24 protein-coding genes are annotated in these 25,181 nt (G+C 68.9%); 9 read left to right on the plus strand and 15 right to left on the minus strand.

The genetic code is table 11. The features are described 5' to 3' along the window. The first annotated feature begins 85 nt into the window (after positions 1-85). Positions 86-1,420 carry a cytochrome P450 gene (locus tag ABD255_RS23520; protein WP_344217449.1) on the plus strand — a complete coding sequence of 445 codons (1,335 nt, stop codon included), beginning with the start codon at positions 86-88 and terminating at the stop codon, positions 1,418-1,420. On the opposite strand, the gene ABD255_RS23525 is transcribed toward ABD255_RS23520, so the two are convergent. Next, positions 1,417-1,920, minus strand: coding sequence for a DUF5709 domain-containing protein (locus tag ABD255_RS23525; RefSeq protein ID WP_344217451.1), 504 nt, complete (start codon positions 1,918-1,920; stop codon positions 1,417-1,419). The two genes, ABD255_RS23520 and ABD255_RS23525, sit on opposite strands and share 4 nt — an antisense overlap. Before the next feature lie 69 nt (positions 1,921-1,989). On the opposite strand from ABD255_RS23525, the gene ABD255_RS23530 reads away from it, so the two are divergent. Next, on the plus strand, positions 1,990-3,144 hold the full coding sequence (locus ABD255_RS23530; RefSeq protein ID WP_344217453.1) for an FUSC family protein: 1,155 nt from the start codon (positions 1,990-1,992) through the stop codon (positions 3,142-3,144). A gap of 80 nt (positions 3,145-3,224) precedes the next feature. Beyond that, positions 3,225-3,350 (plus strand): hypothetical protein, encoded by a 126-nt coding sequence (locus ABD255_RS23535; RefSeq protein ID WP_344217454.1) that lies wholly within the window; start codon positions 3,225-3,227, stop codon positions 3,348-3,350. Positions 3,351-3,568: 218 nt separating this feature from the next. On the opposite strand, the gene ABD255_RS23540 is transcribed toward ABD255_RS23535, so the two are convergent. Together ABD255_RS23540 and ABD255_RS23545 are read right to left on the minus strand one after the other, a co-directional pair. Beyond that, the gene (locus tag ABD255_RS23540; RefSeq protein WP_344217455.1) at positions 3,569-4,015 is read right to left on the minus strand and encodes an OsmC family protein; all 447 of its coding nucleotides are present in this window, start codon (positions 4,013-4,015) and stop codon (positions 3,569-3,571) included. Between the two features lie 7 nt (positions 4,016-4,022). Next, entirely contained in the window at positions 4,023-5,237 is a 1,215-nt protein-coding gene (locus ABD255_RS23545; RefSeq protein WP_344217457.1) for a phosphatidylinositol-specific phospholipase C1-like protein, read from the minus strand. 144 nt (positions 5,238-5,381) lie between these two features. Here ABD255_RS23545 and ABD255_RS23550 point away from each other — a divergent pair, with 144 nt between their 5' ends. After that, positions 5,382-6,029: a TetR/AcrR family transcriptional regulator gene (locus ABD255_RS23550; protein WP_344217459.1), complete on the plus strand. Its 648-nt coding sequence runs from the start codon at positions 5,382-5,384 to the stop codon at positions 6,027-6,029. A 149-nt stretch (positions 6,030-6,178) separates the two neighbouring features. On the opposite strand, the gene ABD255_RS23555 is transcribed toward ABD255_RS23550, so the two are convergent. Together ABD255_RS23555 and ABD255_RS23560 are read right to left on the minus strand one after the other, a co-directional pair. Next, on the minus strand, positions 6,179-6,571 hold the full coding sequence (locus ABD255_RS23555; protein ID WP_344217461.1) for a DUF3592 domain-containing protein: 393 nt from the start codon (positions 6,569-6,571) through the stop codon (positions 6,179-6,181). Positions 6,572-6,702: 131 nt separating this feature from the next. Beyond that, positions 6,703-8,652, minus strand: a complete 1,950-nt coding sequence (locus ABD255_RS23560; protein ID WP_344217463.1) for a DUF5107 domain-containing protein — start codon at positions 8,650-8,652, stop codon at positions 6,703-6,705. Positions 8,653-8,746: 94 nt separating this feature from the next. Between ABD255_RS23560 and ABD255_RS23565 the strand changes: the two genes are divergently transcribed. Together ABD255_RS23565 and ABD255_RS23570 are read left to right on the plus strand one after the other, a co-directional pair. Then, positions 8,747-10,402 (plus strand): FAD-binding dehydrogenase, encoded by a 1,656-nt coding sequence (locus ABD255_RS23565; protein ID WP_344217465.1) that lies wholly within the window; start codon positions 8,747-8,749, stop codon positions 10,400-10,402. A gap of 383 nt (positions 10,403-10,785) precedes the next feature. Next, positions 10,786-11,757, plus strand: coding sequence for a 3-hydroxybutyrate oligomer hydrolase family protein (locus ABD255_RS23570; RefSeq protein ID WP_344217467.1), 972 nt, complete (start codon positions 10,786-10,788; stop codon positions 11,755-11,757). Here the strand turns inward: ABD255_RS23570 and ABD255_RS23575 are convergent. After that, on the minus strand, positions 11,754-12,680 hold the full coding sequence (locus ABD255_RS23575) for a serine protein kinase RIO (protein WP_344217469.1): 927 nt from the start codon (positions 12,678-12,680) through the stop codon (positions 11,754-11,756). The genes ABD255_RS23570 and ABD255_RS23575 overlap by 4 nt on opposite strands. A gap of 230 nt (positions 12,681-12,910) precedes the next feature. Further along, the gene (locus ABD255_RS23580) at positions 12,911-13,657 is read right to left on the minus strand and encodes an NIPSNAP family protein (RefSeq protein ID WP_344217471.1); all 747 of its coding nucleotides are present in this window, start codon (positions 13,655-13,657) and stop codon (positions 12,911-12,913) included. A gap of 87 nt (positions 13,658-13,744) precedes the next feature. On the opposite strand from ABD255_RS23580, the gene ABD255_RS23585 reads away from it, so the two are divergent. Then, a complete protein-coding gene (locus tag ABD255_RS23585; protein WP_344217473.1) occupies positions 13,745-14,236 on the plus strand; it encodes a hypothetical protein in 492 nt (163 codons plus the stop codon). Positions 14,237-14,338: 102 nt separating this feature from the next. Here ABD255_RS23585 and ABD255_RS23590 read toward each other — a convergent pair whose 3' ends face one another. Further along, positions 14,339-14,482 carry a GPGG-motif small membrane protein gene (locus tag ABD255_RS23590; RefSeq protein WP_012918574.1) on the minus strand — a complete coding sequence of 48 codons (144 nt, stop codon included), beginning with the start codon at positions 14,480-14,482 and terminating at the stop codon, positions 14,339-14,341. A 219-nt stretch (positions 14,483-14,701) separates the two neighbouring features. Between ABD255_RS23590 and ABD255_RS23595 the strand changes: the two genes are divergently transcribed. Next, positions 14,702-15,667: a TIGR03557 family F420-dependent LLM class oxidoreductase gene (locus ABD255_RS23595; protein WP_344217475.1), complete on the plus strand. Its 966-nt coding sequence runs from the start codon at positions 14,702-14,704 to the stop codon at positions 15,665-15,667. 7 nt (positions 15,668-15,674) lie between these two features. Here the strand turns inward: ABD255_RS23595 and ABD255_RS23600 are convergent, their stop codons facing one another. Next, entirely contained in the window at positions 15,675-16,292 is a 618-nt protein-coding gene (locus ABD255_RS23600; RefSeq protein WP_344217477.1) for a UdgX family uracil-DNA binding protein, read from the minus strand. 137 nt (positions 16,293-16,429) lie between these two features. Here ABD255_RS23600 and ABD255_RS23605 point away from each other — a divergent pair, with 137 nt between their 5' ends. After that, the gene (locus ABD255_RS23605) at positions 16,430-17,239 is read left to right on the plus strand and encodes a sigma-70 family RNA polymerase sigma factor (RefSeq protein WP_344217479.1); all 810 of its coding nucleotides are present in this window, start codon (positions 16,430-16,432) and stop codon (positions 17,237-17,239) included. A 56-nt stretch (positions 17,240-17,295) separates the two neighbouring features. Here the strand turns inward: ABD255_RS23605 and ABD255_RS23610 are convergent, their stop codons facing one another. From ABD255_RS23610 to ABD255_RS23635, 6 genes are read right to left on the minus strand one after another with little or no spacing between them, the layout of a single operon-like run. Then, the gene (locus ABD255_RS23610) at positions 17,296-19,674 is read right to left on the minus strand and encodes a phosphoketolase family protein (protein ID WP_344217481.1); all 2,379 of its coding nucleotides are present in this window, start codon (positions 19,672-19,674) and stop codon (positions 17,296-17,298) included. A gap of 9 nt (positions 19,675-19,683) precedes the next feature. After that, positions 19,684-20,856 (minus strand): zinc-dependent alcohol dehydrogenase, encoded by a 1,173-nt coding sequence (locus tag ABD255_RS23615; protein ID WP_344217483.1) that lies wholly within the window; start codon positions 20,854-20,856, stop codon positions 19,684-19,686. Positions 20,857-20,865: 9 nt separating this feature from the next. After that, positions 20,866-21,192, minus strand: coding sequence for a plasmid stabilization protein (locus ABD255_RS23620; RefSeq protein ID WP_344217485.1), 327 nt, complete (start codon positions 21,190-21,192; stop codon positions 20,866-20,868). A gap of 52 nt (positions 21,193-21,244) precedes the next feature. Then, positions 21,245-21,850 (minus strand): flavodoxin family protein, encoded by a 606-nt coding sequence (locus tag ABD255_RS23625; protein WP_344217487.1) that lies wholly within the window; start codon positions 21,848-21,850, stop codon positions 21,245-21,247. 50 nt (positions 21,851-21,900) lie between these two features. Next, the gene (locus ABD255_RS23630; protein WP_344217489.1) at positions 21,901-22,917 is read right to left on the minus strand and encodes a DNA topoisomerase IB; all 1,017 of its coding nucleotides are present in this window, start codon (positions 22,915-22,917) and stop codon (positions 21,901-21,903) included. A gap of 25 nt (positions 22,918-22,942) precedes the next feature. After that, a complete protein-coding gene (locus ABD255_RS23635; RefSeq protein WP_344217491.1) occupies positions 22,943-25,072 on the minus strand; it encodes an alpha/beta hydrolase-fold protein in 2,130 nt (709 codons plus the stop codon). Between the last annotated feature and the right edge of the window lie 109 nt (positions 25,073-25,181).

Genomic DNA, 25,181 nt, shown 5'->3' on the forward strand with positions numbered 1-25,181 from the left:
GCTTCCGCGGTCCGCCGGGCGCGGGCCACGCGGTGTTCACGGAGCTGACGTAGCGTTGACGGTGCCGACGACTCCGGGAGGTGGCATGACTCCGCCGACACCTTTGCTGGGAGCAGGAACCCTCGACCGGAAGACCGCCCGTACTCTTCCGCCCGGCCCTCGGCTGCCGACCCTCGTCCAGACGGTGCTGTTCGCCAGCCACCGCAAGACCTTCTTCCCGAGGCTGCGCGAGCGGTACGGCGATGTCTTCACGATCCGGCTGGTTCCATCCCGCCGGGTGGTGGTCGTGCTCAGCCGGCCGGACCACATCCGCGAGGTGTTCGGGACGCCGCCCGCGATCGTGCACGCGGGCGAGGGCAACGCCGTGCTCGCCCCCATCCTCGGCCATCACTCGCTGCTGCTGATCGACGATGACGACCACGTCCGGATGCGCCGCCAGCTGATGCCCGCCTTCAACGGCCAGGCTCTGCGAGGGTACGCCGGGATGATCGCGCAACTGGCTCGCCAGGAGGTCGGCGCCTGGCCGGTCGGCCAACCCTTCCGGCTGCACGAGCGGATGCGCACGCTGACCTTGGAGGTGATCCTCCAGGTGGTGTTCGGAGTGACCGACTCCGACCGGCTGGCCCAGCTCCGCCCGCTGGTCGACCGGGTGGTCTCAGTGCGGCCGATCATCATGCTCGGCGGGTTCTACCCGCGACTGCTCCGGCTGCCGCCGTGGCGCACCTACCTGGAGATCAACCGCCGGCTCGACGCGATCCTGTACGACGAGATCGCCGCCCGGCGGAGCCAGCCGAACCTTGCCGAGCGCAACGACGTACTGTCGAAACTGCTTGCCGCGGGCACCTGGTCCGACGTGGAGCTGCGGGACCAGCTGATCACCTTGCTGCTGGCCGGGCACGAGACCACGGCGACCGCGCTGGCCTGGGCGTTCCACGAACTGGCTCGAAAGCCGGACCAGCTCCGGGCCGGGCAACAGGCTGCCGACGAAGGCGACGACGCCTACCTGGAAGCGATGGCGAAGGAGTCGATGCGGCTGCACCCGGTCGTCTACCAGGTCGGCCGGCGACTCACCGACACCGTGGAACTCGCCGGCTACCGGCTGCCGCGGGGTACGACATTAATGGCCGCGATCGGCCTGGTACACGGCGACGAGGAGCACTTCCCGGACGTCAACGAGTTCCGCCCGGAGCGGTTCCTCGGCGACAATCCGCCCGCGCCCGGGACCTGGATCCCGTTCGGCGGTGGAGCCAGGCGCTGCATCGGAGCGGGATTCTCGTTGCTCGAGGCGACGGAGATCCTGCGCGCCGCGCTCACGCAGTACGACGTCCGCGCGGTCCGGCCGGAGCCGGAGACGGCAAAGCCGCGGAACGTGACCTTGGTTCCGTCCCGCGGCTGCGAGTTGATCGCGACGAAGCGCTAGTCCTCGAGGTCGCCGACGTCGCCGAGATCCACGTCGCGGACGTCCTGCAGGTCCGTTTCGTCCTCGTCGTCCAGCTCGAACGGCTCGTCGTCGACGACCACGTGCACCGCGGCCTCCTCGGCACTGGCCGCGGCGCCGTCGAAGCCGACGTCCTCGGCGACCAGGTCCTTCTCGGAGTCGGAGTGGGCGCCCTCGTCCGGCGCGACCAGCCGGCCGGACCGCACCTGGCCGACCTCCGGACCGCCGACGTTCTCGCCCTCCTCGGCGTACGGGTCGATGTCCGGCTCCTCCTGGGCGATCCGCTGGTCCAGCGTCTCCCCCTCCAGGGCCTCCTCAGCAGTGGTGCCGAATCCCTCGCCCGCGGACCACTTCTCCGGCGGCGAGTAGCCCTCGTCGAGGAGGTCGTCCACGCCACGATCATTCAGGGTGTCGCCCGGCTGCAGTTGGTCCTCGTCGTCGACGCTGTAGCTGCCGTAGTCCTCGCGGTTGTTCTCGGTCATGCCCCCACCCTCTCCGTCCGGACCGTGTGAAGCAAGGCAGAGCGCGGTGGTGTCCATCATGATGGGGTGATGGACCCGGTGAGGCTGACGCTCGAGCAGTTACGGGAGCTGCGGGACGATGTCGCACCCCGGGCCGCGCGCCGCTCCAGAGCCTCGGTACGCCGCCGGATCGACCGCTGGCGCGACCGGGCCTTCTTCATCGCCCAGTGTTCGCTCGCCGCCGCCACGGCCTGGGCTCTCGCCCGCTATGCGGTCGGCCACGAGCAACCGTTCTTCGCCCCGGTCGCGGCGATGGTCTGCCTCGGGTTCAGCTTCGGTCAGCGCCTGCGCCGGGTCGTCGAGGTGATGGTCGGTGTCGCGGTGGGGGTCGGCATCGGCGACGTGTTCGTGATGCTGTTCAGCACCGGCGTGATCCAGATCGTCTTCGTGGTCGCGCTGGCGATGAGCGTGGCGGTGCTGCTCGGCGCGGGCACCCTGATGACCACCCAGGCCGGCGTCCAGGCGGCGATCGTCACCACCTTGCTGCCCAACACCGGCGCCGGCCTCAGCCGCTGGATCGACGCGGCCCTGGGCGGCCTGGTCGCACTGGCCGCGGCCACCATCGCCCCCGCCGCCGCGATTCGGCGCCCGCGACAACAAGCGTCCGAGGTGCTGAACGAGCTGGCCTCGATCCTGATCGAGACCGCCGACGGCCTCCGGGCCCACCACGCGGAGGCGGTCACGAACGCGCTGCGCCGGGCCCGGGCCAGCGAGTCGCTGCTGGACGACCTGCGCAGCGCCGCCGAGGAGGGCGTCGCGGTGGTCCAGCTGTCGCCGTTCCGCCGCCGGCATCGGGGCCGGGTGCAACAGATCGCCGACCTGGTGATCCCGCTGGACCGGGCTATCCGCAACATCCGGGTCTTGGTCCGCCGGGCCGCCGTCTCGGTCTGGCGGGACGAGCGGATTCCCGCCGAGTACCCGATGCTGCTGGAGCGACTGGCCGACGGCACCCGGCTGATCGCGGAATCCCTGTTCGAACCCGCCGCCGACGTGGCCGCGCACCGGGTCCTGGGCGAACTCGGCCGCCGCACCGCGGTGATGCCGACACCCCCGGGCCTGTCGGCGGTCGTCGTACTGGGTCAGATCCGTTCCACCGTCGTGGACCTGCTCGAACTGACCGGTACGACGTACGACGAGGCGCGCGAACTCGTCCCGCTCCGGCCCGACGGGCTGGATGAGAAGTAGCTCACACCAGAAAGTTTTCCGAAATCGGCGTCATACCCCGTGACGGCGTGCGTCTCACCGGCATGACGATCCACCGACTGATGACTGTCATCGCCAGCGAGCAGGTCCGCCTGCGCCGCGATGACGACCCGAGCGACACGACGGCCCCAGCGGCCGCCTCAGTGGTGCCCACGAGCGACCGGAGCGACGCCGCCGCCGAGCAGTAAGGCGCGAACCGGACGGACGGACAGGCGGCGCACCCGGACGGTCTTCCCCACCGAGGTAGACCGCACGGAGGTCGCATGACGCACGAGGCGCCCCGATGCGAGCGCGCCGCCTGTTCCGTCACCCGGTGCTCCGCCACAGCGGAGCACCGAAGAACCACCCGCCGGCTGTCCTGACGCCGATTGCGCGAGGCTCAGGGCAGCCGGCCGGGTGGTTCTTGTCATTTCTCGACGAGGACCTCGGTCGTCACCGAGTTCGCGATGAAGCACTGCTCGTGGGCGAGGTGGTGCATCCGCTCCAGCGCGGCCTCGTCCGGCGCCTCGCCGCCGAAGGTGATCACCGGGTGCAGCCGCACCTGGGTGATCGCGATCCGGCCGGCCTCGTTCTTCGCCATCACCCCGACCGCGTGATCGACGTACGAGTCCACCACCAGCCGCTTCTTCGCCGCGATCGCGAGGAAGGTCAGCATGTGGCAGGACGAGAGCGACGCCACGAACGCCTCCTCCGGGTCGACCGTCCCGGCCTCCGTGCCCAGGTACACCGGGTTGGCCGACCCGGGCACGGTCACTCCACCGTCGAAACGCCACTCGTGGTCGCGGTTGTACGTCTGGTACGTGAACTCGTGCTCACCACGGCTCCAGCTGACATCGACGACGTGCTCCGACATGCTGCGATCACCTCTCCGAGACGTTGCCCCGGCACCGGTTCGGCGCCACCACGGGATTGCATCGTACGGCGGCGTCGCCGGGCAGCTTCGCCACGAAGTCACTGTCGTACCGCGCTGCCATCCCCGCCACCGGGAAGTCCGTGGTGACCCACTGGGCACCGCTGGCCAGGGCGATCCCGACCCGGCTGGTCTCGTTCGTCAGCACCGTCGACATCGGCTCGTCCGACCGGGTCCGGACCAGGTAGCCCTTCTTGACCAGCCGCTGGATCTCGGCCTGGTTCGCGCCGCGCGGGTCGTTCACCATCGTCACCGCGGCGTCCGGCTCGCCCTCCGGGCCCCGGGTGAAGACGGCCCGGCCCTCGAGGTTCGGCCTGCCCTCGCGGTAGAGGTCGCGGACGGTGCCCGCGCCGCCGTTGTCGAAGAAGAACATCACCTTGCCGCGGGCCTGGTCGAGCGTCGGCCAGCCCTTCGTCAGGACGGACTGCTCCAGCGTCAGGCCCGCGCGCCGGACGTCGTCGGGCGACAGCAACTGCTTCTCGGAGAAGACCGACCGGATCTCGGTGTCGATGCTGGTCAGGTTGCGCAGGTCCCACGGCGGCGCCTTCACGCCGCCGGCCGCGACCACCTTCGGGTCGGACTGCTTCAGCTCGAGCTGGATCGTGATCGGCGCGTGCTTCGGGTGCGCGGCGGACCAGGTCTTCACCTGCTGCAGGCACAGCACGAAGCTGCGGCAGTTGGTGTTGTAGTCGAAGTCCGGGACGTGCATCACCTTGATGCCGGGCTGAACCAGCGCCGGGTCGGTCAGCGGACCCTGGCCGGTCGCCTTCCGGAGCAGCGGCCAGGTGTAGAGCCCGCCGGCCGGGTCCGGGAACAGGTCGAGTTCGAGGGAGCGCATGTTCTGGTCCTCGAGCTGGTTCGGGATCGAGGCGTGCGAGTAGAACAGGTTCGTCGCGCCCGGATCCTGGGCCTGCTGGACCTGCTTCTCTGCCGCGCTCAGCTCCCGGTGGTAGGAGTTGTGCGACCCGACCTGCTGCAACTGGTTCAGCCGGAGCCCACCGTCACCCCTCCCGTCGGTGCTCTGTACAGCCTTGGCCGCGTCTGCGGTCCCCGGCCCCGCGGTGGTCACGTCGGTCCGGTCCGGCGTCAACGTCGCGCCGGCCAGGCCGGCGGCCGCGACGCTCAAGGACGCGAGTCCCGCGACCCACTTGCTGCTGATCTGCATGCTTGGTTCCCCTCGACAGGCTTGGCGGCAGTCCTGGCGTCGATTCTCGTCGGCGCAAGGTCACCAGCAGCCTGCATCGAACTGTCACACAAGTGAACGGCTCGGGTTGGCAACGTTGTCCCTCTGGCGGGGCACAATGAGCCCATGGTCACCACTTCTGCCGGCGACGAGCCGGGAGCGGACGCCGGGACGGCCTACCCGCTGCGCCGGACGCCGACCCAGGACCGCGCCAACCGCCAGGTGGAGCGGATCCTGGACGCGGCCTGCGCCGAGGTGGTCGCGCGTGGCTACGACGCCGCCTCGACCAGCAGCATCGCCCGTCGCGCCGAGATCGCGGTCGGCAGCGTCTACCGCTACTTTCCGGACAAGCGGACCCTGATCCAGGCGATCGAGCGGCGCAACCAGCACCGCTACACCGAGGCGGTCCGCGAGCGGCTGGCCGTGGTGGCGGACTGGCGCCAGGCCGTCGATGTCACCCTCGACACCTTCCGCGAGATGCACCGCACCGATCCGGGCTTCCGGGCGGTGGTGCTGAGCGGGCTGGGCGATCCCGACCTGGAGGCGACCCCGGGCGAGTTCGACGACCAGCATGCCGGGGAGTTCGCGGAACTGCTGACGCTGCGGTTCGGGGCCCGCGACAGTCAGGAGTTCCGGCTGACGGTGACGCTGACGATCGCGATGGGCGAGGCGCTGGCCCACCTGGCGGATCGGCTGCCGCCCGCGGAAGCGGAGTATGTGCTGGCCCAAGGGCGGCCGGCGCTGCATCGACTGCTCGAGCCGCACCTGCCTTAATCGCCTGACTGCGCTGACGGCCGGCTGCGCTGACCGCCTGTTGCCCGGGCCGGCCGTGGGCCAGAGCAACGTCGTGAATGAGAAGACCCCCGCCACCAGGCGAGGGACGATCGATCACCGGCGCCCAGCACCGGCAGGCAACAGTGATTCTAGGGTTGCGGGACCGGCGACCTCGGGCCGATCTGCGGCCAGTGGCTCACCCGTCCCGCGATCCGCGCGCGACGCGGCGCCCGGATGTCGTAGCAGACGATCACCCGGTCGTTCTTGCTGTAACTGCTCGCCGAGGCCAGCGGGATCATCCGCTGGACCTGGAACGGGCCCTCGCCGTGCCGGGTGTAGTACTCGACGGTGACCTCGAGGCACTCGGCCGTGGCACCGCTTTCCAGTTGGCCACGGACCGGGCCGCGCACCCGGGTGACCCGTCCGGCTGTCTTCTCCACCCCATCGCTGCGGCGCCGGACGCCCGCAACGATGTCTGCCACGATGCATGCCGTGACCAGCAGCACCAGGCTCAAACCACCGAATACAACGATAGTCAACATGGCACTCACCCCCGACGCGCCGCCCGCTGCGGCGCGGTCGTCGTTTGTCGAAACTGCCTGCGCGGGCCTTCCCGCACAACGGTGAGACGCCACCGGGGGGCACTCGGTTCCCAAGTTCTGACAAACGTGTTTCAGCTGTCGCCGAACATCCCGAACTCGTACCGCGCCGGCACCGGCCGGTCGGTGCCGAGCCCGGCCTGCGCCCGCCGCCAGTACTCCGCCAACGGGTTCGCCCCCTCGCGGACTCCGGGCACCTCGACCCCCTCGTCCAGCAAGGCCTCGGCGCCGGCCGGATCCCCGATCTCCAGCAGGTGCCGGACCTTCGCCAGGCGGATCCGCGGGTGCTCCTGGACCTCATCCGGCATCCGCTCGAAGATCCCCGCCGCGACGTCCTCGGAGCAGGCGTCAAGCGCCTCCACCAGCAACGGCACAAACGCTGCTGAGTCGAAGACGTCCGACGCACCGAGAATTCCGGCTGCGCTGGAGGCGCTGAGCAGGGTGAGCGCTTGCTCGTGGTCGGCGGGGGTCTTCGTGCAGAGCGCGAGGTTGCGGAGGGCCCAGGGGTTTTCCTGTGCCTGGTTCGATCGACGCCAGGCCTCGATCGCGCCTTCCTCGTCACCCTCGGACCAGCGCGCGACGCCGCGGTGGTACCAAATCAGCCAGTTGTCATCCTCGACCGCTTCCAGCAACTCCCTCCAGCCCACCAGCGTCCCGTCCGGCGCCTCAGCGATCTCCGTTTCGGGCAGCCGCCCCTCGAGCACCGGCAACCAGGCGAGTTCGCGCTCGGTCATCGTCTCCTCGGCGAACGGCGTACCGGCGGAAACCTTCCACCCCGTCCGCCGCAACTCCAACGCGCCCCACCCCGAGCCAGTCGCCAACGACTCCACCGGTTCCGCGTCCGCGACGGTCAGCCACTCCTGCTCGCGCCCTTCCAAGGTCGTCAGCACCGGTTCCAGCACCGCACCCGCGCCGGTCCGGGCCGCCTTCCAATCCTCCGCATGCGCCACGGCCGGGTCGACCGCCAGCCGCCCGTAAGCCTCCAGCCAGTGCCAGCTAGTTGCTCCAGGCAACTTCAGATGTTCCATCTGCGTCCGCGCGAGCCCGGCCTGAATCTCGGCGTACCCGTGACCGTCCAGCCCCGGCGACAGCCACTCCTGCCAGCGGCGACCACCCGTGGCCTCGCCCCAGACGAACAGCTTCCGCCCGCGCAGCCGATCCGTCGACGCCTGCACCAACCCGTTGCCCTCGGCATCAAGCGACGCGATCCACGGCCGCTCCTCCGGCAGCAACTCGAAGAAGAAGTCGACGGCCCGCCGATGCCGCATCGAATACGTCAGATCGAACCCGTCGTACTCCGGTACGCCGACCAGATCCAGCCGGTTGCCATAGCCGAACCGCCAGGCCTGGTCCGCCGGAACCAGCACCCGGGTCCCCGGGGACTGCTCGACCGCGATGTTCGACCACCAGTACGCCGGAACCGTCTCGCTCGACGGATTCTGGATCCGCGCGCCGACGTACAGGAGGTCCGAGTCTTCGGGGAGCCAGAAGTCCAACTGGGTCACGAGGTTGCGGGTGCGTTCCCACTCCCAGAGCCGGAGCACCGCAGTACCGTCGGGGCCTTCGATCCGGGCGGCGTGCATCGGGGCACAGGTGCCGGTCCAGTGGCCCGTGCTGCCGAGATTCCACTCGACGCCGCCCGCGAACCACGCGTTGCGGAGGGCAAGGTTCGCCGGTTGGAAGACGGGGTTGCGGTAGAGGAGGTCCTGGCCGCTCGCCTTGTGCACGAGGGAGTAGAGCCGGCCGCCGAAACTCGGGAGCACGGTCGCTCGGAGGTGGTCGTTCTCCAGCACGAAGGACGGCAGCGCCCGCTCGACCAGGTTCCGGTCGTAGCCGTCCTGATCGAGGCAGGGCAGCACGCTCGACAGCCCGCCGTACCGGACGTTCTCGCGCAGGTCGGGTGGCAACTCGTCCAGGTTCTCGACGACGTGCATCTCCTGCTGGCTGCGCAGCGGCGGCAGCGGGTTTTCGGCCCCCAGGGAGGCGGCGGGGATCACCAGGTCTTGCGCGGAAAGGATCGTCACAGCATAGATTCTTGCAACATTGAGCACATCCGTCCAAGAGCAGGTGGTGTCCGCTATACATGGACCGACTGGTGCCGGTGAGGGGATGGGCTTGATGGACGCAGATGTGATCGTCGTCGGGGCGGGGCTGGCCGGATTGGCCGCCACCGCGGAGCTGGCCGACGCCGGCAAGAAGGTGCTGCTGCTCGACCAGGAGCCGGAGGCGTCGCTGGGCGGACAGGCGTACTGGTCGTTCGGCGGGCTGATGTTCGTGGACTCTCCCGAGCAGCGCCGGATGGGCATCAAGGACTCCCACGACCTCGCACTGCAGGACTGGCTCGGATCGGCCGGGTTCGACCGGCTGGACGACGAGGACGTCTGGGCCCGGCAATGGGCCGACGCGTACGTCGACTTCGCGGCCGGCGAGAAGCGCCCGTGGCTGCATGCCCAGGGCGTCCGGTTCTTCCCCGTGGTCGGCTGGGCCGAGCGCGGCGGCTACACCGCCGACGGTCACGGCAACTCCGTACCCCGGTTCCACATCACCTGGGGCACCGGGCCGGGTCTGGTCGCGCCGTTCGAGCGGCGGGTCCGTGAGGCCGTCGCCGACGGGCTGGTGGAGTTCCGCTTCCGGCACCGGGTGGACGAGCTGACCGTGACCGGTGGCGTCGTCGACGGAGTGAGCGGCAAGGTGCTGGAGCCGAGCGACGTCGCCCGCGGGGCCTCCAGCTCGCGCGTCGAGGTAGAGGACTTCGCACTGACCGCGCAGGCGGTGATCGTCACCTCCGGCGGCATCGGCGGCAACCACGACCTGGTCCGCTCGTCCTGGCCGCAGCGGCTGGGCAAGCCGCCGACGGAAATGATCTCCGGCGTCCCGGCACACGTGGACGGCCGGATGCTCGGCATCACCGAGGCGGCCGGCGGCCGGTACGTGAACCGCGACCGGATGTGGCACTACACCGAGGGCATCCGGAATTGGGACCCGATCTGGCCGATGCACGGGATCCGGATCCTGCCCGGGCCGTCGTCACTGTGGTTCGATGCCACCGGCAAGCGGCTGCCGGTGCCGCTGTTCCCCGGCTTCGACACCCTCGGCACGCTCGAGCACATCATGAAGACCGGCTACGACTACAGCTGGTTCGTGCTCACCCAGAAGATCATCGAGAAGGAGTTCGCCCTGTCCGGGCAGGAGCAGAACCCGGATCTGACCGGCAAGGACATCAGGGGCGTGCTCGGCCGGGCCCGGGGTGGCGCGACCGCGCCGGTGCAGGCGTTCATGGACAAGGGCGCCGACTTCGTCGTCCGGGACAACCTTGCCGACCTGGTCCGCGGGATGAACGAGGTGGCCGGCTCCGACCTGATCGAGTACGCCGAGTTGGAGCGGCAGATCCTGGCCCGCGACCGGGAGATGGACAACACCTTCACCAAGGACCTGCAGATCACCGCGCTGCGCGGCGCCCGGAACTACCGCGGCGACAAGCTGATCCGGGTGGCTCCGCCGCACAAGATCCTCGACCCGAAGGCGGGACCGCTGATCGCGGTGAAGCTCAACATCCTCACCCGCAAGTCCCTCGGCGGCCTGCAGACCGACCTCGACGCCCGCGTACTGCGCGCCGACGGCACCCCGTTGCCCGGCGTCTACGCGGCCGGCGAGGTCTCCGGCTTCGGCGGCGGCGGCATCCACGGCTACCGCTCCCTCGAAGGCACCTTCCTCGGCGGCTGCCTCTTCACCGGCCGTACTGCGGGCCGCGCGGCCGCGAAGGCGGTCGGCTAGTACGCCGGTCTAGCCGCGAGGCACGGGCTGCGCGGCCGGAAAGCGGTCGGACTCGGGTGGCCGCCAAGGCGATGTCGTGGCGGCCCATTCCTAGAAGAGTCGATGTGTGGCGGGAGGCCCTGTCTGGGGGTCATGGCGCGCCTTAGCGTTGCGCGCAGTCGATCCCGGGAGGGCATGCCATGCGCCGCCTCGCTCTGTCTACTACCGTGCTGTTGCTGGCCAGCGGATTCACCTTGCCAGCCGAAGCCCATGGGTGCCGCAGCCCTCGGGTGCCGGGAGCGGAGCACCAGATGGTGGCGTGCCTGGCGGAGTTGACGACGACAGGGACTGTCGCGTCGGGGCATACGAATCCTTCGGACTACGCAGGCCTGACGTCCGCGGCAATGCCTCAGCAGTCCGGGGTCCCGGGGGTGCAGATCGACGGGTATTTCCCGGACAGCTCAAGGACGAACACGAACCACGGGTGGAACCACGACTCGCAGTTCGTGATCCGGTTGCCGAAGAAGTGGAACGGCGGGCTGGTGGTGGCGGGGTCGCCGGGCGTGCGGGCGCAGTACGCGAATGACAAGGCGATCTCGGACTGGGTGCTCGCGCGCGGGTACGCGTTCGCGGCGACGGACAAGGGCAACACCGCGGTGAACTTCTTCACCGACGGGGTCCGGCCGGGTGACGCGATCGTCGAGTGGAACCACCGGACCACCCAGCTGACCAGGGCCGCCCGAGCTGTCGTCACGCAGTACTACGGCCGGCCGGCGCGCGAGGTTGTCGCCGCAGGTCTCTCGAACGGTGGTTACCTCGTTCGGTGGCAGCTCGAGAACCATCCGGAGCTCTACACCCGGGGCGTCGATCTCGAAGGCACGCTGTGGTCGGCGGACGGCCCGAACCTGTTCACCTTCTTGCCTCCGGCAATCAAGGGCTACGAGCAACAGTCGCCGCAGGCAATCGTCGCGGCGGGCTTCGACCCGCGGTCGGACTTCCTCTGGGACTTCCACTACACGGTCTACTGGAAGCTGACGCAGCGGATCTACGCGGCCGAGCTCGACCCGACGTACACCGGCAGTGAAGCCGACTACGACTATGCGCGGCGTCCGGCCGCGCAGCAAGCAGTCCGCCGGATCGCCTTGACCGGCAAGATCGGCCGGCCGCTCGTCACGATCCACGGCACCCTCGACAGCCTGCTGCCGATCACGCAGGACTCGGACGTCTACGCCGCGATGGTGGCGCGGGCCGGCCGGTCAAGGTTGCTCACGTACCAGCGGGTCGAGGCAGGCAACCACGTCGACGGACTCGTCGACGCCTACCCCGACCGGCTGGTACCACTGGTTCCCCTGCTGCAGCAGGCGATCCGCGATTAGAACACCATGGTCAGGAGGTCGGCGAAGAGTTCGTGCTCGTCGACCTCCAGGCCGCGGTTGGTGAACCACGTGCACATGTTGTGGCAGTCCCGCATCAGGAAGTCCATCCCCTTGGGGTTGCCGACGATGTCGACGACCTGCGGCAGATCGATCATCACGATCCGGTCGCCCTGCGCCAGCACGTTGTACGGCGACAGGTCGCCGTGGGCCAAACCCGCTCTGGCCAGTTCGCGCATGCCGTCGCGGAGCTGCTCGTAGTACGACGCGAGCAGGTCGCCCTTGGGCCGGACCTGCGCCAACCGTGGCGCAGCGCCGCCGTCGCCGTCGTCGATGAACTCCATCAGCAGTTCGGTGCCGTCGACCTGGACCGGGTACGGAACCGGGACGCCGGCCTTCCAGAGCCGGCAGAGCGCGTCCCACTCCGCGTAGGCCCATTGCCCGGCCGCGACGGACCTGCCGTGGCTGGTCTTCTTCGCCATCGCGCGGGTGTCGCGACTGTTGCGGGTACGCCGGCCCTCGACGTACGACGTACTGCGGTGGAACGAGCGGTGTTCCTCGCCGCGGTACCGCTTGGCGGCCAGCAGCGACCGCTTGCCGGGGTTGTCGCCGATCTGGTCCACTGCTCGCTCGAGCAGGAAGACGTCGGCTTCCTTGCCGGTTTTGAGGATGCCGAGCTCGGTGTCGATCGCGGCCTGCTCCGTCACGACCCAATCGGGTCGGGGCTGCGGCCCGCGAGAACCGCGCTCGACATCCAGCCAGGTGGACCAGCGTTGGTCCGGGCCCAGTTCTTCCTGGATCGTGTCGAACCGGAAGACGAAGGCGTCGGCGGCATCTGGTTGGGACTCGTCGCCGGCCATCGCGGCCCAGCGCTCGTCGGTGAGATCAGAGAAGTCGTGCTCGGTACGAAAGACGTCGGAAGACATCGGGTGTGCTCCTGAACGAAGAGATGAGGCTGACGCGGGCATGCCGCAACACAGTGATGGACATCCGTCAGCCCTCCCTAGGTCCAGGCAGCACTCGTAGCTGCGCAGTCGGCTCAAGAATGCGGCTCCCACCGAGCCACCGCAACCGAATTAATTCGAGCCAATCCGGCCGAGGTCTCCTCCGCCTGACACCACCTTCCCCCTGAGCACGCGAGCAAGCTTCTTCTGTTTCAGCGGAACTGGGAGCGGGCGGTGGGGCGGAGGTGGAGGTGTTGTGGGGGTGCGATCGTGCGGCAGGTGATCTCGGGGATGAGTCTGGTTTGCCAGGTGGGGGACGCGGCAAGTTGGCGGCGGTGCTCGGCGTACGCGGCGTCGGTGGGGAAGACGGCGAACCAGGCGAGCACGGTCTCGGCGCGGAGTGGGAGGGGCGGGAAGTTGTTCTCGGCCGGGAGGGTTTCGAAGGTGGCCGCGAGGGTGGCGCCGGTGCCGGCCAGGGCAGGGGCGATCTGGTCCGCGAAGAACTCGGGGAAGCCGTCGTCCGGTGAGCCGCGGTGGTAGACCTCGCCGGCGACCACGGACCGCGGGACCTCGGTGCTGCCGATCGGCGGTCGCGGCGCGTCGAGAGCGGGATAACCCGGGCCGAACTCGATCGGCTTGAGCAGCAAGGCGTTGTCGGAGTCCACCATCGTCACGTTGGCCTCGCCGCCGCGTTCCTTCCAGACCGGGCCGTAGTAGAAGCCGTTCAGCGCGGCCGCCCGGGCCGGCAGATCGGCGAAACCTCGCAACCAGACGAACCGGTCCGGGTCGTCCAGGTCGCGGAACTGGCCCGAGATGTGCATCCCGTGCTCTTCCTGGCCCTCGACGAAAGCCTCGTCGAAGACCCGGACCATCGTGTCCCGCTGACCGGGATGCAACGTGTACTGACGCAGGTCGACGACGGCACAACACTGGTGCGAATCACCCATCGGAGTTCCCATCGCTCCAGTCAACCGCTGAACACTGACAGCCCATGTCAGCATTCGGGCGCTTTGAGTCGACCCGAAGGCGTTGGGTACCGGCCGGAGATGATCGAGAAGGAGCGGCTCGGAAACTACCTGCAGGATCACTACGCTGTGTCGTCGGCCGAGATCGAGTTGTTCCGGCGAGCGGCCGACCAGCAGTCCGATCCGGTCGCCCGTACTGCGCTCACGAGCATGGTGGAGCAGGTGGAGGACGAACGGGCGGCGCTGGAGCGGTTCCTGCTCGCGATCGGAAGCAAGCCGGACCCGATGAAGAACGCCGGCGCCTGGCTCGCGGAGAAGCTCGGCCGGCTGAAGCCGAACGGCGAACTGATCCGGCGGTCGCCGCTGAGTGACGTGGTCGAACTGGAGGCACTGCGACTCACGGTGGAGGGCAAGGCCTGCGGCTGGCGCGTACTGCGAAGTCTCGCCGCGGACGAGGACCTCTTCGACGCCGCCGAACTCGACCGCCTGCTGGACCACGCGGGCCGGCAGATCGAGCATCTGGAAGAACTACGGATGAGCGCCGCCGACCGCGTCTTCAAGCACGCGCCCTGATGCGCAGGGTGCGCGCAGGCTGAGTGGTAGGGGGCGCGGGGCGTCGTACCCCCACAGACCGCAGACCCCGGCCGGAGCCGGGGTCTGCGGGACGGTTGTGGGCTACGTGAAGATGCTGACGCCGCCCGGGCCCACCAACAGGCCGACGACGATCAGTGCGGCGCCCATCAACAGCTGACCGCGAACAAGCGAGACGATTCCTGAAATGACGAGGATCGCCGCGATGATCCAGAGCACTAAGCCCATGGCCGTTCCTTTCTCGACTGGCCGGATCCGTCCAGGCATCCGGCGGCTGACCCCGTGGGTTGTGCGTGGCGCCGAGGACCCCTCCCGACGTCGTGATCCTCTGGTTCCCGACCCCCGATCAGCGCAAACGGTCCCTCCTCCGACCAAATTTCCGAATGCCCGGACCCGTTCTGGGAACCGGTGCGAGAACGGCAGACCACCGTCGGCAAAGGAGACGTCGTGAAGATCGGATACTTTCTGTCCTGCGAGGAGTACACGCCCGCCCAGCTGATCGAGCAGGCGCGGTTGGCAGCGGAGTCCGGCTTCGACGGGCTCTGGATCAGCGACCACTTCCATCCCTGGAACGACGAACAGGGACAGAGCGCGTTCGTCTGGTCCGCGATCGGCGCGATCTCGCAGGTCTGCGAGCTGCCGGTGACGACGGCGGTGACGTGCCCGACCGTGCGGATCCACCCGGCGGTGATCGCCCAGGCCGCGGCGACCAGCGCAGTACTGCTCAACGGGCGGTTCACGCTGGGGATCGGCACCGGTGAGGCGCTGAACGAGCACGTCCTCGGCGATGTCTGGCCGACCGTCGACGTCCGGCTGGAGATGCTCGAGGAGGCCGTCGAGATCATGCGCCGGCTGTGGACCGAGGACGGTTTCGTCAACCACCACGGCAAGCACTACACCGTCGACACCGCCCGGATCTACACCCGGCCGGACACTCCGCTGCCGATCTACATGTCCGGATTCGGGCCGGAGGCAACGGATGTGGCGGCACGGATCGCGGACGGCTTCATCACCACCTCGCCGGACAAGGAACTGCTGGAGCGGTTCCGCAAGAACGGCGGCGGCGACAAGCCGGCGCAGGCCGGGTTCAAGGTCAGCTACGCGCCGACCGAGGAAGAAGGCATCGAGCAGGCGCACCGGATCTGGGGCAACTCGGGTCTCCCGGGCGAACTCGCCCAGGTGCTGCCCTCGCCGCGGCACTTCGAGCAGGCCAGCGAACTGGTGACGAAGGAGCAGACTGCTCAGTCGGTCACCTGCGGCGCGAAGGCGGACGCGCATCTCGAGGCCTTCCAGCCGTACGTCGACGCCGGGTTCGACGAGATCTACGTGGCGAACATGGGACCGCACGTCGTCGACATGATGAAGCTGTACCGCGACGAGGTGCTTCCCGAACTGCGCCGCTCCGGCCGGTAGAAGTCGTTCAGGCCAGTAGGGCGGCGGCGGCTCGCAGGTCGTCGACCAGCAGCGCGAAGTCCCGCCGGTACTCGCGTGACCGGACCACTGAGGAGGGGTGCACCGTAGCGATCGCCGCGGTGCCATCCGGTAGTTCGACCGGTCGCCCGCGCTGCTCGGTCACCTTGAAAGAGGTGCCGAGCAGCGCCCGGGCCGCCACCGCACCGAGGACGACGACCAGGGCGGGCTTGACGACCGCCAGTTCGCGGGTGAGCCAGGGGTTGCAGGCAACGATGTGGCCGACCGCCGGGGTCTTGTGGATCCGGCGCTTCCCGCGGAATTCGAACCGGAAGTGCTTGACCGCGTTGGTGAGAAAGATCTCCTGACGATCGATCCCCGCCTCCGCCAGCGCTTTGTCGAGCAGCCGCCCGGCGGGTCCGACGAAGGGAAGTCCCTCCCGGTCCTCGACATCACCGGGCTGCTCGCCGACCATCAGGATCCGCGAGCGTGCGGGGCCGGCTCCCGGCACCGCCTGCTCGGCTTCCTGGTAGAGATCGCAGCCGCGGCAGGAGGGCAGAGCCTCTGCCAGCTTGGCGATTCCACCGGTGCGGGGGACCCACTCCTCGGCTCCGGGGAACTTCTCCATGCGGGTCAGGTTCCCGAGTTCAAACACCTGTAACACGCGGGGGCTTGAAACGAGCGGCTGAGTTTGATCTGGTGGAGGGCAAGTGGTTCAGCAATGACGCCACCTACCGCAGGCCGACCACGACGAGGTTTCTCACCGTGACCATCGCACCTGTCAGCAGCACTGAATCCAAGCAGCGCATCGTTGAAACCACTCAGGACCTTCTGGTCGAGGCCGATCAGGCCGACGAGCCACGCCGGCAGCAACTGCTCGACGACGTGGTGATTCTGAACGCCCCGATCGCCCGCTCCATCGCCTCCCGCTACCGCCGCAAGGGCGTCGACGCCGACGACCTCGAGCAAGTGGCCTACCTGGGCCTGGTCAAGGCGGCGAACGGTTACCGCCCGGACGAGGCCACCGCCTTCCTCGCGTACGCCGTACCGACTATCCGGGGCGAACTGAAACGCTATTTCCGGGACTGCGCGTGGACCGTGCGGCCGCCGCGCCGGGTGCAGGAGATGCAGGGCAGCATCGCCGCCGCCGAGCCGGAGTTGACGCAGCGACTGGGGCATCTGCCGACGGACGAGGAGACCGCGGAGGCGCTGGGAACCGACCCCGGCGAGATCGCCGAAGCGTCGTCCGTGCGCGGCTGTTTCAGCACGCTGTCGCTGGACGCCCCGGCCGCCGCCGACAACGGCTCACGGCTGCTGGACGCGGTCGCCAACGCGGAGGACGGCTATGAACTGGTCGAGAACGTCCACACGCTGACGCCGGCGGTCTCGGAACTCGGCGATCGCGACCGTCGGATTTTGGAACTGCGGTTCTGCGCCGGCTTCACCCAAGAAGAGATCGGCCACGAACTCGGCGTCAGCCAGATGCAGGTCTCCCGCCTGCTCCGCGGCATCCTCGAGCACCTCCGCACCGAACTGAGCCAGAGCAGCGCCGCCGGCCGCGCCGCTCACGCCTGATCCCCAGACGACCGCAGATCCGGCCCCGGGAGACCCGGGGCCGGATCCAGTCAGGCTTACGTGTGCCGACCCCACCGCCAGTCGCGAACCTCCGGCAGGTCCTCGCCGTAGGTGGTGACGTGCGCGCGGTGCCGAGTCCGCTGGTCAGCCAGGTGCTGCCGCACCGAGACCGCCCGGCTCTGGAGTGACGGCACCCGGTCGATCACGTCCATCGCCAGGTGGAACCGGTCCAGATTGTTCAGCACGACCATGTCGAACGGCGTCGTGGTGGTGCCTTCCTCGATGTAGCCGCGGACGTGGATGTTCGGGTGGCTGTTCCGCCGGTAGGTGAGTCGGTGGATGAGCCAGGGATAGCCGTGGTACGCGAAGATCACCGGCTTGTCGGGCGGGAACAGCGCGTCGAAGTCCGGATCGCTCAGGCCGTGCGGGTGCTCCTTCTCGTGCTGCAACCGCATCAGGTCGACCACGTTCACCACGCGGATCTTCAACGACGGCAGGTGCTCCCGCAGCAGATCGACCGCCGCCAGCGTCTCCAGGGTCGGGACGTCACCCGCGCACGCCATCACCACATCGGGCTCACCGTCGTCGTTGGTGGCGAAGTCCCAGACACCGATCCCGCGAGCACAGTGCAGCGCGGCTTCGTCCCAGTCGAGCCAGTTCGGCTGGGGTTGCTTGCCGGCGACAACGACATTGATGTAGTTCCTGGTCCGCAGGCAGTGGTCCATCGTCGACAGCAGCGTGTTCGTGTCCGGCGGCAGGTAGACCCGGACGACCTCGGCCTTCTTGTTCACCACGTGGTCGATGAAACCGGGATCCTGGTGTGAGAAGCCGTTGTGGTCCTGGCGCCAGACGTGCGACGTCAGCAGGTAGTTGAGCGACGGGATCGGCCGCCGCCACTCCAGCCGGTTCACCGTCTTCAGCCACTTGGCGTGCTGGTTCACCATCGAGTCGACGATGTGCACGAACGCCTCGTACGACGAGAACAACCCGTGCCGGCCGGTCAGCAGATACCCCTCGAGCCAGCCCTGGCAGGTGTGTTCGCTGAGGATCTCCAGGACCCGCCCGTCGACCGCCAGGTGCTCGTCGGTGTCGCGGCGATCCGCGTTCCAGGCCTTGGCGGTCACGTCGTAGACCGCTGACAACCGGTTCGACTCGGTCTCGTCCGGTCCGACCAGGCGGAAGTTCCGGTGCGTCTCGTTGGCCGTGACGACGTCTCGCAGGTAGGTGCCGAACACCTTCGTCGGCTCCCCGTCCTCAGCCCCCGGCGCCTTCACCGGTACTGCGTACTGGGCGACCGGCGGCAGTTCCAGATCCCGGGTGAGCAGTCCGCCGTTCGCGTGCGGGCTCGATCCCATCCGCAGCGAGGCCTTCGGAGCCAGTTCGAGCAACCGGGCGTCAGGGCGGCCGGCCGCGTCGAAGAGTTCCTCCGGCCGGTAGCTGCGCAGCCAGTCCTCCAACTGGCGAAGGTGTTCCTCGTTCGTCCGTACTCCGCTCAGCGGGACCTGGTGGGATCGCCAGGTGTCCTCCACCTGCTGGCCGTCGACCGTGTGCGGACCGGTCCAGCCCTTCGGAGTACGCAGTACGATCATTGGCCAGGCCTGGCGAGGCAGCGGGCCGGCAGCCGTGCGGGCCTCCAGTTGGATCTCGTCGATCCGCTCCAGGCAGCGGTCCATCGCGGCGGCCAGCGCCTGGTGGACGGCGGCCGGGTCCGACCCTTCGACCAGATACGGATCGTGGCCATAGCCCTGCAGCAGGGCGGTCAGTTCCTCGTCACCGATCCGCGCGAGGATCGTCGGGTTGGCGATCTTGTAGCCGTTCAGGTGCAGGATCGGCAGCACCGCGCCGTCGCGGCGCGGGTCGACGAACTTGTTCGAGTGCCAGGAAGTTGCCAGCGGCCCCGTTTCGGCCTCACCGTCGCCGACCACACAGGCGACCACCAGGCGGGGATTGTCGAACGCGGCGCCGTAGGCGTGGCTGAGCGAATAGCCCAGCTCGCCACCCTCGTTGATCGAGCCGGGAACCTCCGGGGCGACGTGGCTCGGAATGCCGCCGGGGAAGGAGAACTGCTTGAACAACCGCGCCATCCCGGCCTCGTCCTGCGTGGTGTTCGGGTAGGTCGACGTCCAACTGCCTTCGAGCCAGCTGTTCGCGACGATCGCGGGACCGCCGTGGCCGGGACCGATCACGTACAGGAACTCGCGCTCACGCTGCCGGATCAGCCGGTTCAGGTGGGTGTAGACCAGGTTCAGGCCGGGCGTCGTACCCCAGTGTCCGAGGAGTCGCGGCTTGATGTGCTCAGGCCGCAGCGGCTCGGACAGCAACGGGTTGGCGAGCAGGTAGATCTGTCCCACGGACAGATAGTTCGCTGCTCGCCAGTACGCGTCGAGGCCCTGCAACTCCTCGTCGCTCAACGGGGTGGCGTCGATCAGTTGCACGTCGCGCTCCTAGGGAGTGAGTAGAACCTTGACTGCGCCGTCCTGCTTCTTCTGGAACATCTCGTACGCCGCCGGCCCGTCCGCCAGCGGCAGCCGATGAGTGGCGAACTCGTCCACGCCCAGCGGATCGTCGTCCCCGAGCAGCGGCAGGATCTGGTCCACCCAGCGGCGGACGTTCGCCTGCCCCATCCGGAGCTGAATCTGCTTGTCGAAGATCGTCATCATCGGCATCGGGTCTGCCATCCCACCGTAGACCCCGATCAGCGAGACTGTCCCGCCCCGGCGGACGACGTCGAACGCGAGATACAGCGCAGCGAGGCGGTCCACCCCGGCCGTCTCCATCACCTTCTCCTGGAGCTTGCCCGGCAACAGCCCGGCCAACTGCTGGCCGAACTTGGCGACCGGCGAGCCGTGCGCCTCCATCCCGACGGCGTCGATGACGGAGTCCGCTCCGCGCCCATCGGTCAGGTTGCGGACCGCCTCGGCCACGTCGTCGGCGTACTCGAGGGTCTCGACGCCGCGCACCCGGGAGCGTTCGAGCCGCTCGGCGACCAGGTCGATGCCGATCACCCGGTGGCCGCGGTGCAGTGCGATCCGGGCGGCCATGTCACCGATCGGCCCGAGCCCGAGCACCACGAGCGTCCCGCCGGCCGGCACGTCGGCGTACTCGACCGCCTGCCAGGCCGTCGGCAGGACGTCGGAAAGGTAGACGAACCGGTCGTCCGGCGGCTCCACCGGCACCTTGATCGGCCCGTACTGCGCCTGCGGCACCCGCAGGTACTCCGCTTGGCCGCCCGGCACCTGCCCGTAGAGCTTGGTGTAGCCGAACAGCGCGGCACCCATCCCCTGGTCCCGGACCTGGGTGGTCTCGCACTGCGTCTGCAGCCCCTGGCCGCACATGAAGCAGTGCCCGCAGGCGATCTGGAAAGGCACCACCACGCGATCCCCGGGGACCAGGTTGGTCACCTCCGACCCGACCTCGGCCACGATCCCCATCGGCTCGTGACCCAGCACGTCGCCGGCATCCAGGTACGGTGCCATCACCTCGTACAAGTGCAGGTCGGACCCGCAGATGCCGCTGGAGGTGACTCTGATGATCGCGTCGGTCGGCTCCTGGATCGTTGGATCGGGGACGTCGGTGTACGCGATCTTCCGCTTGCCTTGCCAGGTCAGTGCCTTCACGTCACTCCTCTAGCGCTTGCCGACGGCCTTCTCCAGTTCGGCCTTGGACATCTTCGAGCGGCCCTTGACGTTCTTCTGCTTGGCCTCGTTGTAGAGCTGGTCCTTGGTGCGCCCCTGCGAACCGCTGTGCGAGCGGAGCCCGCCGCGGCGGCCGGAGGAGATGTCGTGCGTTGAGCTGCGGCTCTTCTGCTTCGCCTCACCGGACCGGGCGCGCTCCTTGTTGACGGTGCGGGCGGCGATCTCCTCGGCGACGTCCTCGCTGCGGCCGCTCTTCTTCAACCCGGCCTTGATGTGCTCGTACTGCCGTTCACGCTTCTTGCTCGACCCTGCGGGCATTTTCCGGCTCCTTTCAGGCTGCAGGACCGGTACCCCAAGGCCTATCGGGCAATCACCCCGGCGGCGCGGGCACCGGATTGGCCGTGAGCGCCTTGGCGACCGCGACCAGGTTGCTCGCCATCGCCCGGCCCGTCTTGGCCGACCAGTCGTGCCCCTCGCCGGTCTCGTTGTAGCTGGGACCGGGCCCCGGGCCCTTGTTCCAGTAGGTCCACGCCTGGCCGGGGATCGTGTAGCCGATGTCGCCGAGCCCGCCGGCGATCTCCGAGATCACGTGGTGCGCGCCGTCCTCGTTCCCGGTGACGAGCACGCCGGCGACCTTGTTGTAGGCGACCGGCCGGTCCTCGTCGTCGGTCTCGCTGATCATCGCGTCCATCCGCTCCAGCATCCGCTGCGCGATCGACGACGGACGGCCGACCCAGGTCGGGGTCGCGACCACCAGGATGTCGCTGCCCAGCAGTTGCTCGTGGATCCCCGGCCACTCGTCGCCGTCGCCCTCGTCGCTCGACACGCCCGGCTTGATGGCGACGTCGGCCAGCCGGACCCGGGTGACCTCGACGTCTTCCTTCTCCAGCGCGTCCACGACCACGTCGGCCAGCGAGTCGGTGTTCGACTTGGCCGGCGACGCCTTCAACGTGCAGTTCAGCACCAACGCCCGCATACCCCAGCTCCTTCACTCGTGGATCAGCCCGGTGCCCCGGCCGAGAAGCTCTATTCCTTCGCGTCGTCGACCAGCCGGGCGACCGAGGGCTCGAGCTTCTCCCGGACCTCCTGACGCTCCAGGTCGTCCGAACCGGTCTGGCTGACCGCCCGGGCGATCGTCCGGCCCTCTTCGTACTGCGTGATCACGCGCGGGTCGACGTACGAACTGCGGGCCACCGTCGGGGTGTTCCCGAGGTGCTCGGAGACCTCCGTGAGCATCTTGCGGACGGCCTTCTTGGCGGCGGTCTTCGTCTCCGGCGGATCGGCCTCGGCCAGTTCCACCGCGGCATGCACCGTGGCGGTCCAGGTCCGCAGGTCCTTCACCGTGTAGCCGTCGCCGACCAGTTCCTGAAACCGGGTGTTGATCAACCCGGCATCGATCTCGTGCCAGCCCGCCTTGTCGCGGAAGACCATCAGCCGCGGATTGTCGTGCCGGCTGCGCTTGAGCGCGACCACCGCCACCGCGAGCTTGTCGTCCTTCAGTTCCAGCGTGCGCTGGATGCCGCCCTTGGCGATGAAGTCGAAGACCAGCCTGCCCTTGCGGACCTGGACGTCCTTGCGCAGCAGCGTCGCGGCGCCGCGGCTGCCGGACTCCTCGGCGTACCGGGTGTTGCCGGTACGGAAAACGCCGTGGTCGAGCATCCGCAGGGCGACGGCGAGCACCCGATCCCGGCCCAGGCCCTTCGAGCACAGATCCCGGTCCACCGCCTCGCGGAAGTCGGGCAGCCGGCGGGCCAGGCTCTGCACCCGGTCGTACTTGTCCGCGTCCTGCGTGACCCGCCACTCGTCGTGGTACAGGTACTGGCGACGGCCGGCCTCGTCCGTGCCGACCGCCTGGATGTGCCCGTTCGGGTGCGGGCAGATCCAGACGTCCTTCCAGGCGGGCGGGATGACCAGCGCGCGGATCCGCTCGATCACCTCGGCCTCCGCGATCACGTTGCCGTCGGCATCGAGGTAGCTGAACCCCTTGCCACGGCGACGCCTGGTCAGGCCGGGCTTGTCGGGGTAGCTCCGTCTCAGTCGCACGGGCGGCCTGTACCCCGACGGGAAACTACTCGTCGAAACTGATCCGGAAGACGTCGCCGTTGCCGAGGGCCTGCCGGCCGGCCGGCTCCCCCGCGGTCAGCCCGGACACGTACGCCGTACCGTCCTGACTCGCCACGAACAGGTTCGCCTCGGCGAAGGCGTCCGCGCCGTCGTCCTCGGTGGTGCCGAACTGACGCGTCCAGGCGCGGGTCTGGTCCAGGTGGTACTTGAGCAGCACGGCGTCGAACTTGCCGAGGTTGGTCTGGAGCGGCCCGTCGGTGAAGCCGGCGACGGTGAAACCCGTCTCGTCGCGGGAGATGGCCGCGCCCTTGTCGTTGCCCGGCGTACCGACCTGGTCCTTCCAGACCACCGCACCCGAGGCGTCGACCCGGGCGACGACGAGGTCCTTGTCGCCCGCGAGGTCGCCGGCGAAATTCCCCGCGGTGTAGCCGGTGAGGAGAACCCCGCCCGAGCCGTCCCCGGTGAGCCCCCAGAACTCGTCCGACGCCGCAGTACCGACCTGCTTGAGCCAGGTGCTGGTCCCGGCCTGGTCGAAGCGGGCCACGAAACCGTCCAACTCCCCGACGGCCTCGCCAAGCGCTCCGGCTGTCATGCCTGCCAGGTAGATCCCGTCACCACTGGTGGCGACGGCCATGCCCTTCTCCTCCGAGGCTGTGCCGACCTGGCGCAACCACACCTGTTGACCGTCCTGGTCGAGCTTGGCGAGGAACACGTCCTTGTCGCCGTGATTGGTCCCGGACAGGTTGCCCTTGGTGTACCCGCCGACGTAGATCGACCCGTCGCTTCCGGTGGCGACGCCGTAGCCCCGATCAGCCGCGGTGGTGCCGAACTGGGTGAGCCACGCGCGGTTGCCCGCTGCGTCGTACTGCGCCACGAACACGTCGTCGGTCGTGTTACCCGGGTGGTTCCCGTCGAGATTGCCCGTCGTGTAGCCGGTGACGACCGGGCGGCCCTGCGGATCCAGCGCGACGCCGTACGCGCGTTCGGTGCCGCTGGTGCCGAACTGGCGGGTCCAGAGCCTGCTGCCGTCCGGCGCGTACTTCGTCAGCGCGACGTCCTTGCCGCCGGCGTACGGCCGGCCCTCGATCGCCCCTTCGGCGGCGATGGCCTCGTAGCTGTTGCCCGCCTGGTCGACCGCGATGCCGCCGGCCCGATCCTCGCCCGCGGTGCCGGACAGGGTGGCCTCCATCGGGGTGACCGGCGGCTTGCCGATGAACCGGAAGATGTACTTCGCGCCCTCGGCGAACGTCCGCCCCCAGACGTCCCAGTCGTGACCGCCGTTCACCACCCGGAACTCACTCGTCAGGTTCGGCACCCGGACGGCCTGGTTGAAGACGACATGCGCCTCGAGGTCCAGGTCGTGCCGGTAGTCCTCCGGCTTCGGGTTCTTGTACTCGTCGTCGCCGACCGCGATGAACAGGTGTGACGGCAATCCCTTGGCCGCGAAGGAGGTGAAGGCGGCCGGGTAGTTCAGCTTCCGGTAGACCGCCTCGCTGAAGAGGTCCTTGCCCTTCCCATAGGCGCCGAACTCCCGGGCGCTGGAGTCGATCGGCGGCTGCGGCGAGTACACGGCGGGGCTGAGCACCACCGCCGCTCCGAAGATCTCGGGATGGACCATCGAGTAGCGCAGTGCCCCGGAACCACCCATCGAGTACCCCGCGATCGCGCGCCCGGTCCGGTCCGCGACCGTCCGGTACGTCGTGTCGACGTGCGGGACCAGATCGCGGATCAACGCCGTCTCCACCGGTCGCCCGGCGTCCGGCCCACGGTACGCCGAGTCGACGTAGTAGCTCGCCCGGCTGCTCCACGGAGCGTCGGGCATCACCGCGATGGTGGGCGGGATGTCACCGTTGCCGATCAACTCGTCCAGCCGGCTCTTCACCTGGGTCCAGGCCGACATCGAGTCTCCGCGACCGTGCAGCAGATAGATCACCGGATAGCGATCGGCGGAGCCTTCGTAGCCGGCCGGGAGGTAGACGTTGTACGCCAGCTCCTCACCCAGCGTGGCCGACCGGACGCTCGCGGCGGTGATCGTGCCTGGCTCGGCGGGCGCCGGAGTATCGGCCGGGTCTGCTGACGGCAGCAGGAAGTTGACCAGGACAGCGGCCGCCAGGACCGGCAGGTGGATGCGCATAGCAGCTTTGTAATCGCTTACGTAAACGATTACAAGAGGTCGGCGCATAGACCGCGACCGGCTGGGCACCGGAGCCGGGTCAGATCCTGACACCACAGAGGAGGAACCG

This window comes from Kribbella sancticallisti (assembly GCF_039530625.1).
GTDB lineage: Bacteria > Actinomycetota > Actinomycetes > Propionibacteriales > Kribbellaceae > Kribbella > Kribbella sancticallisti.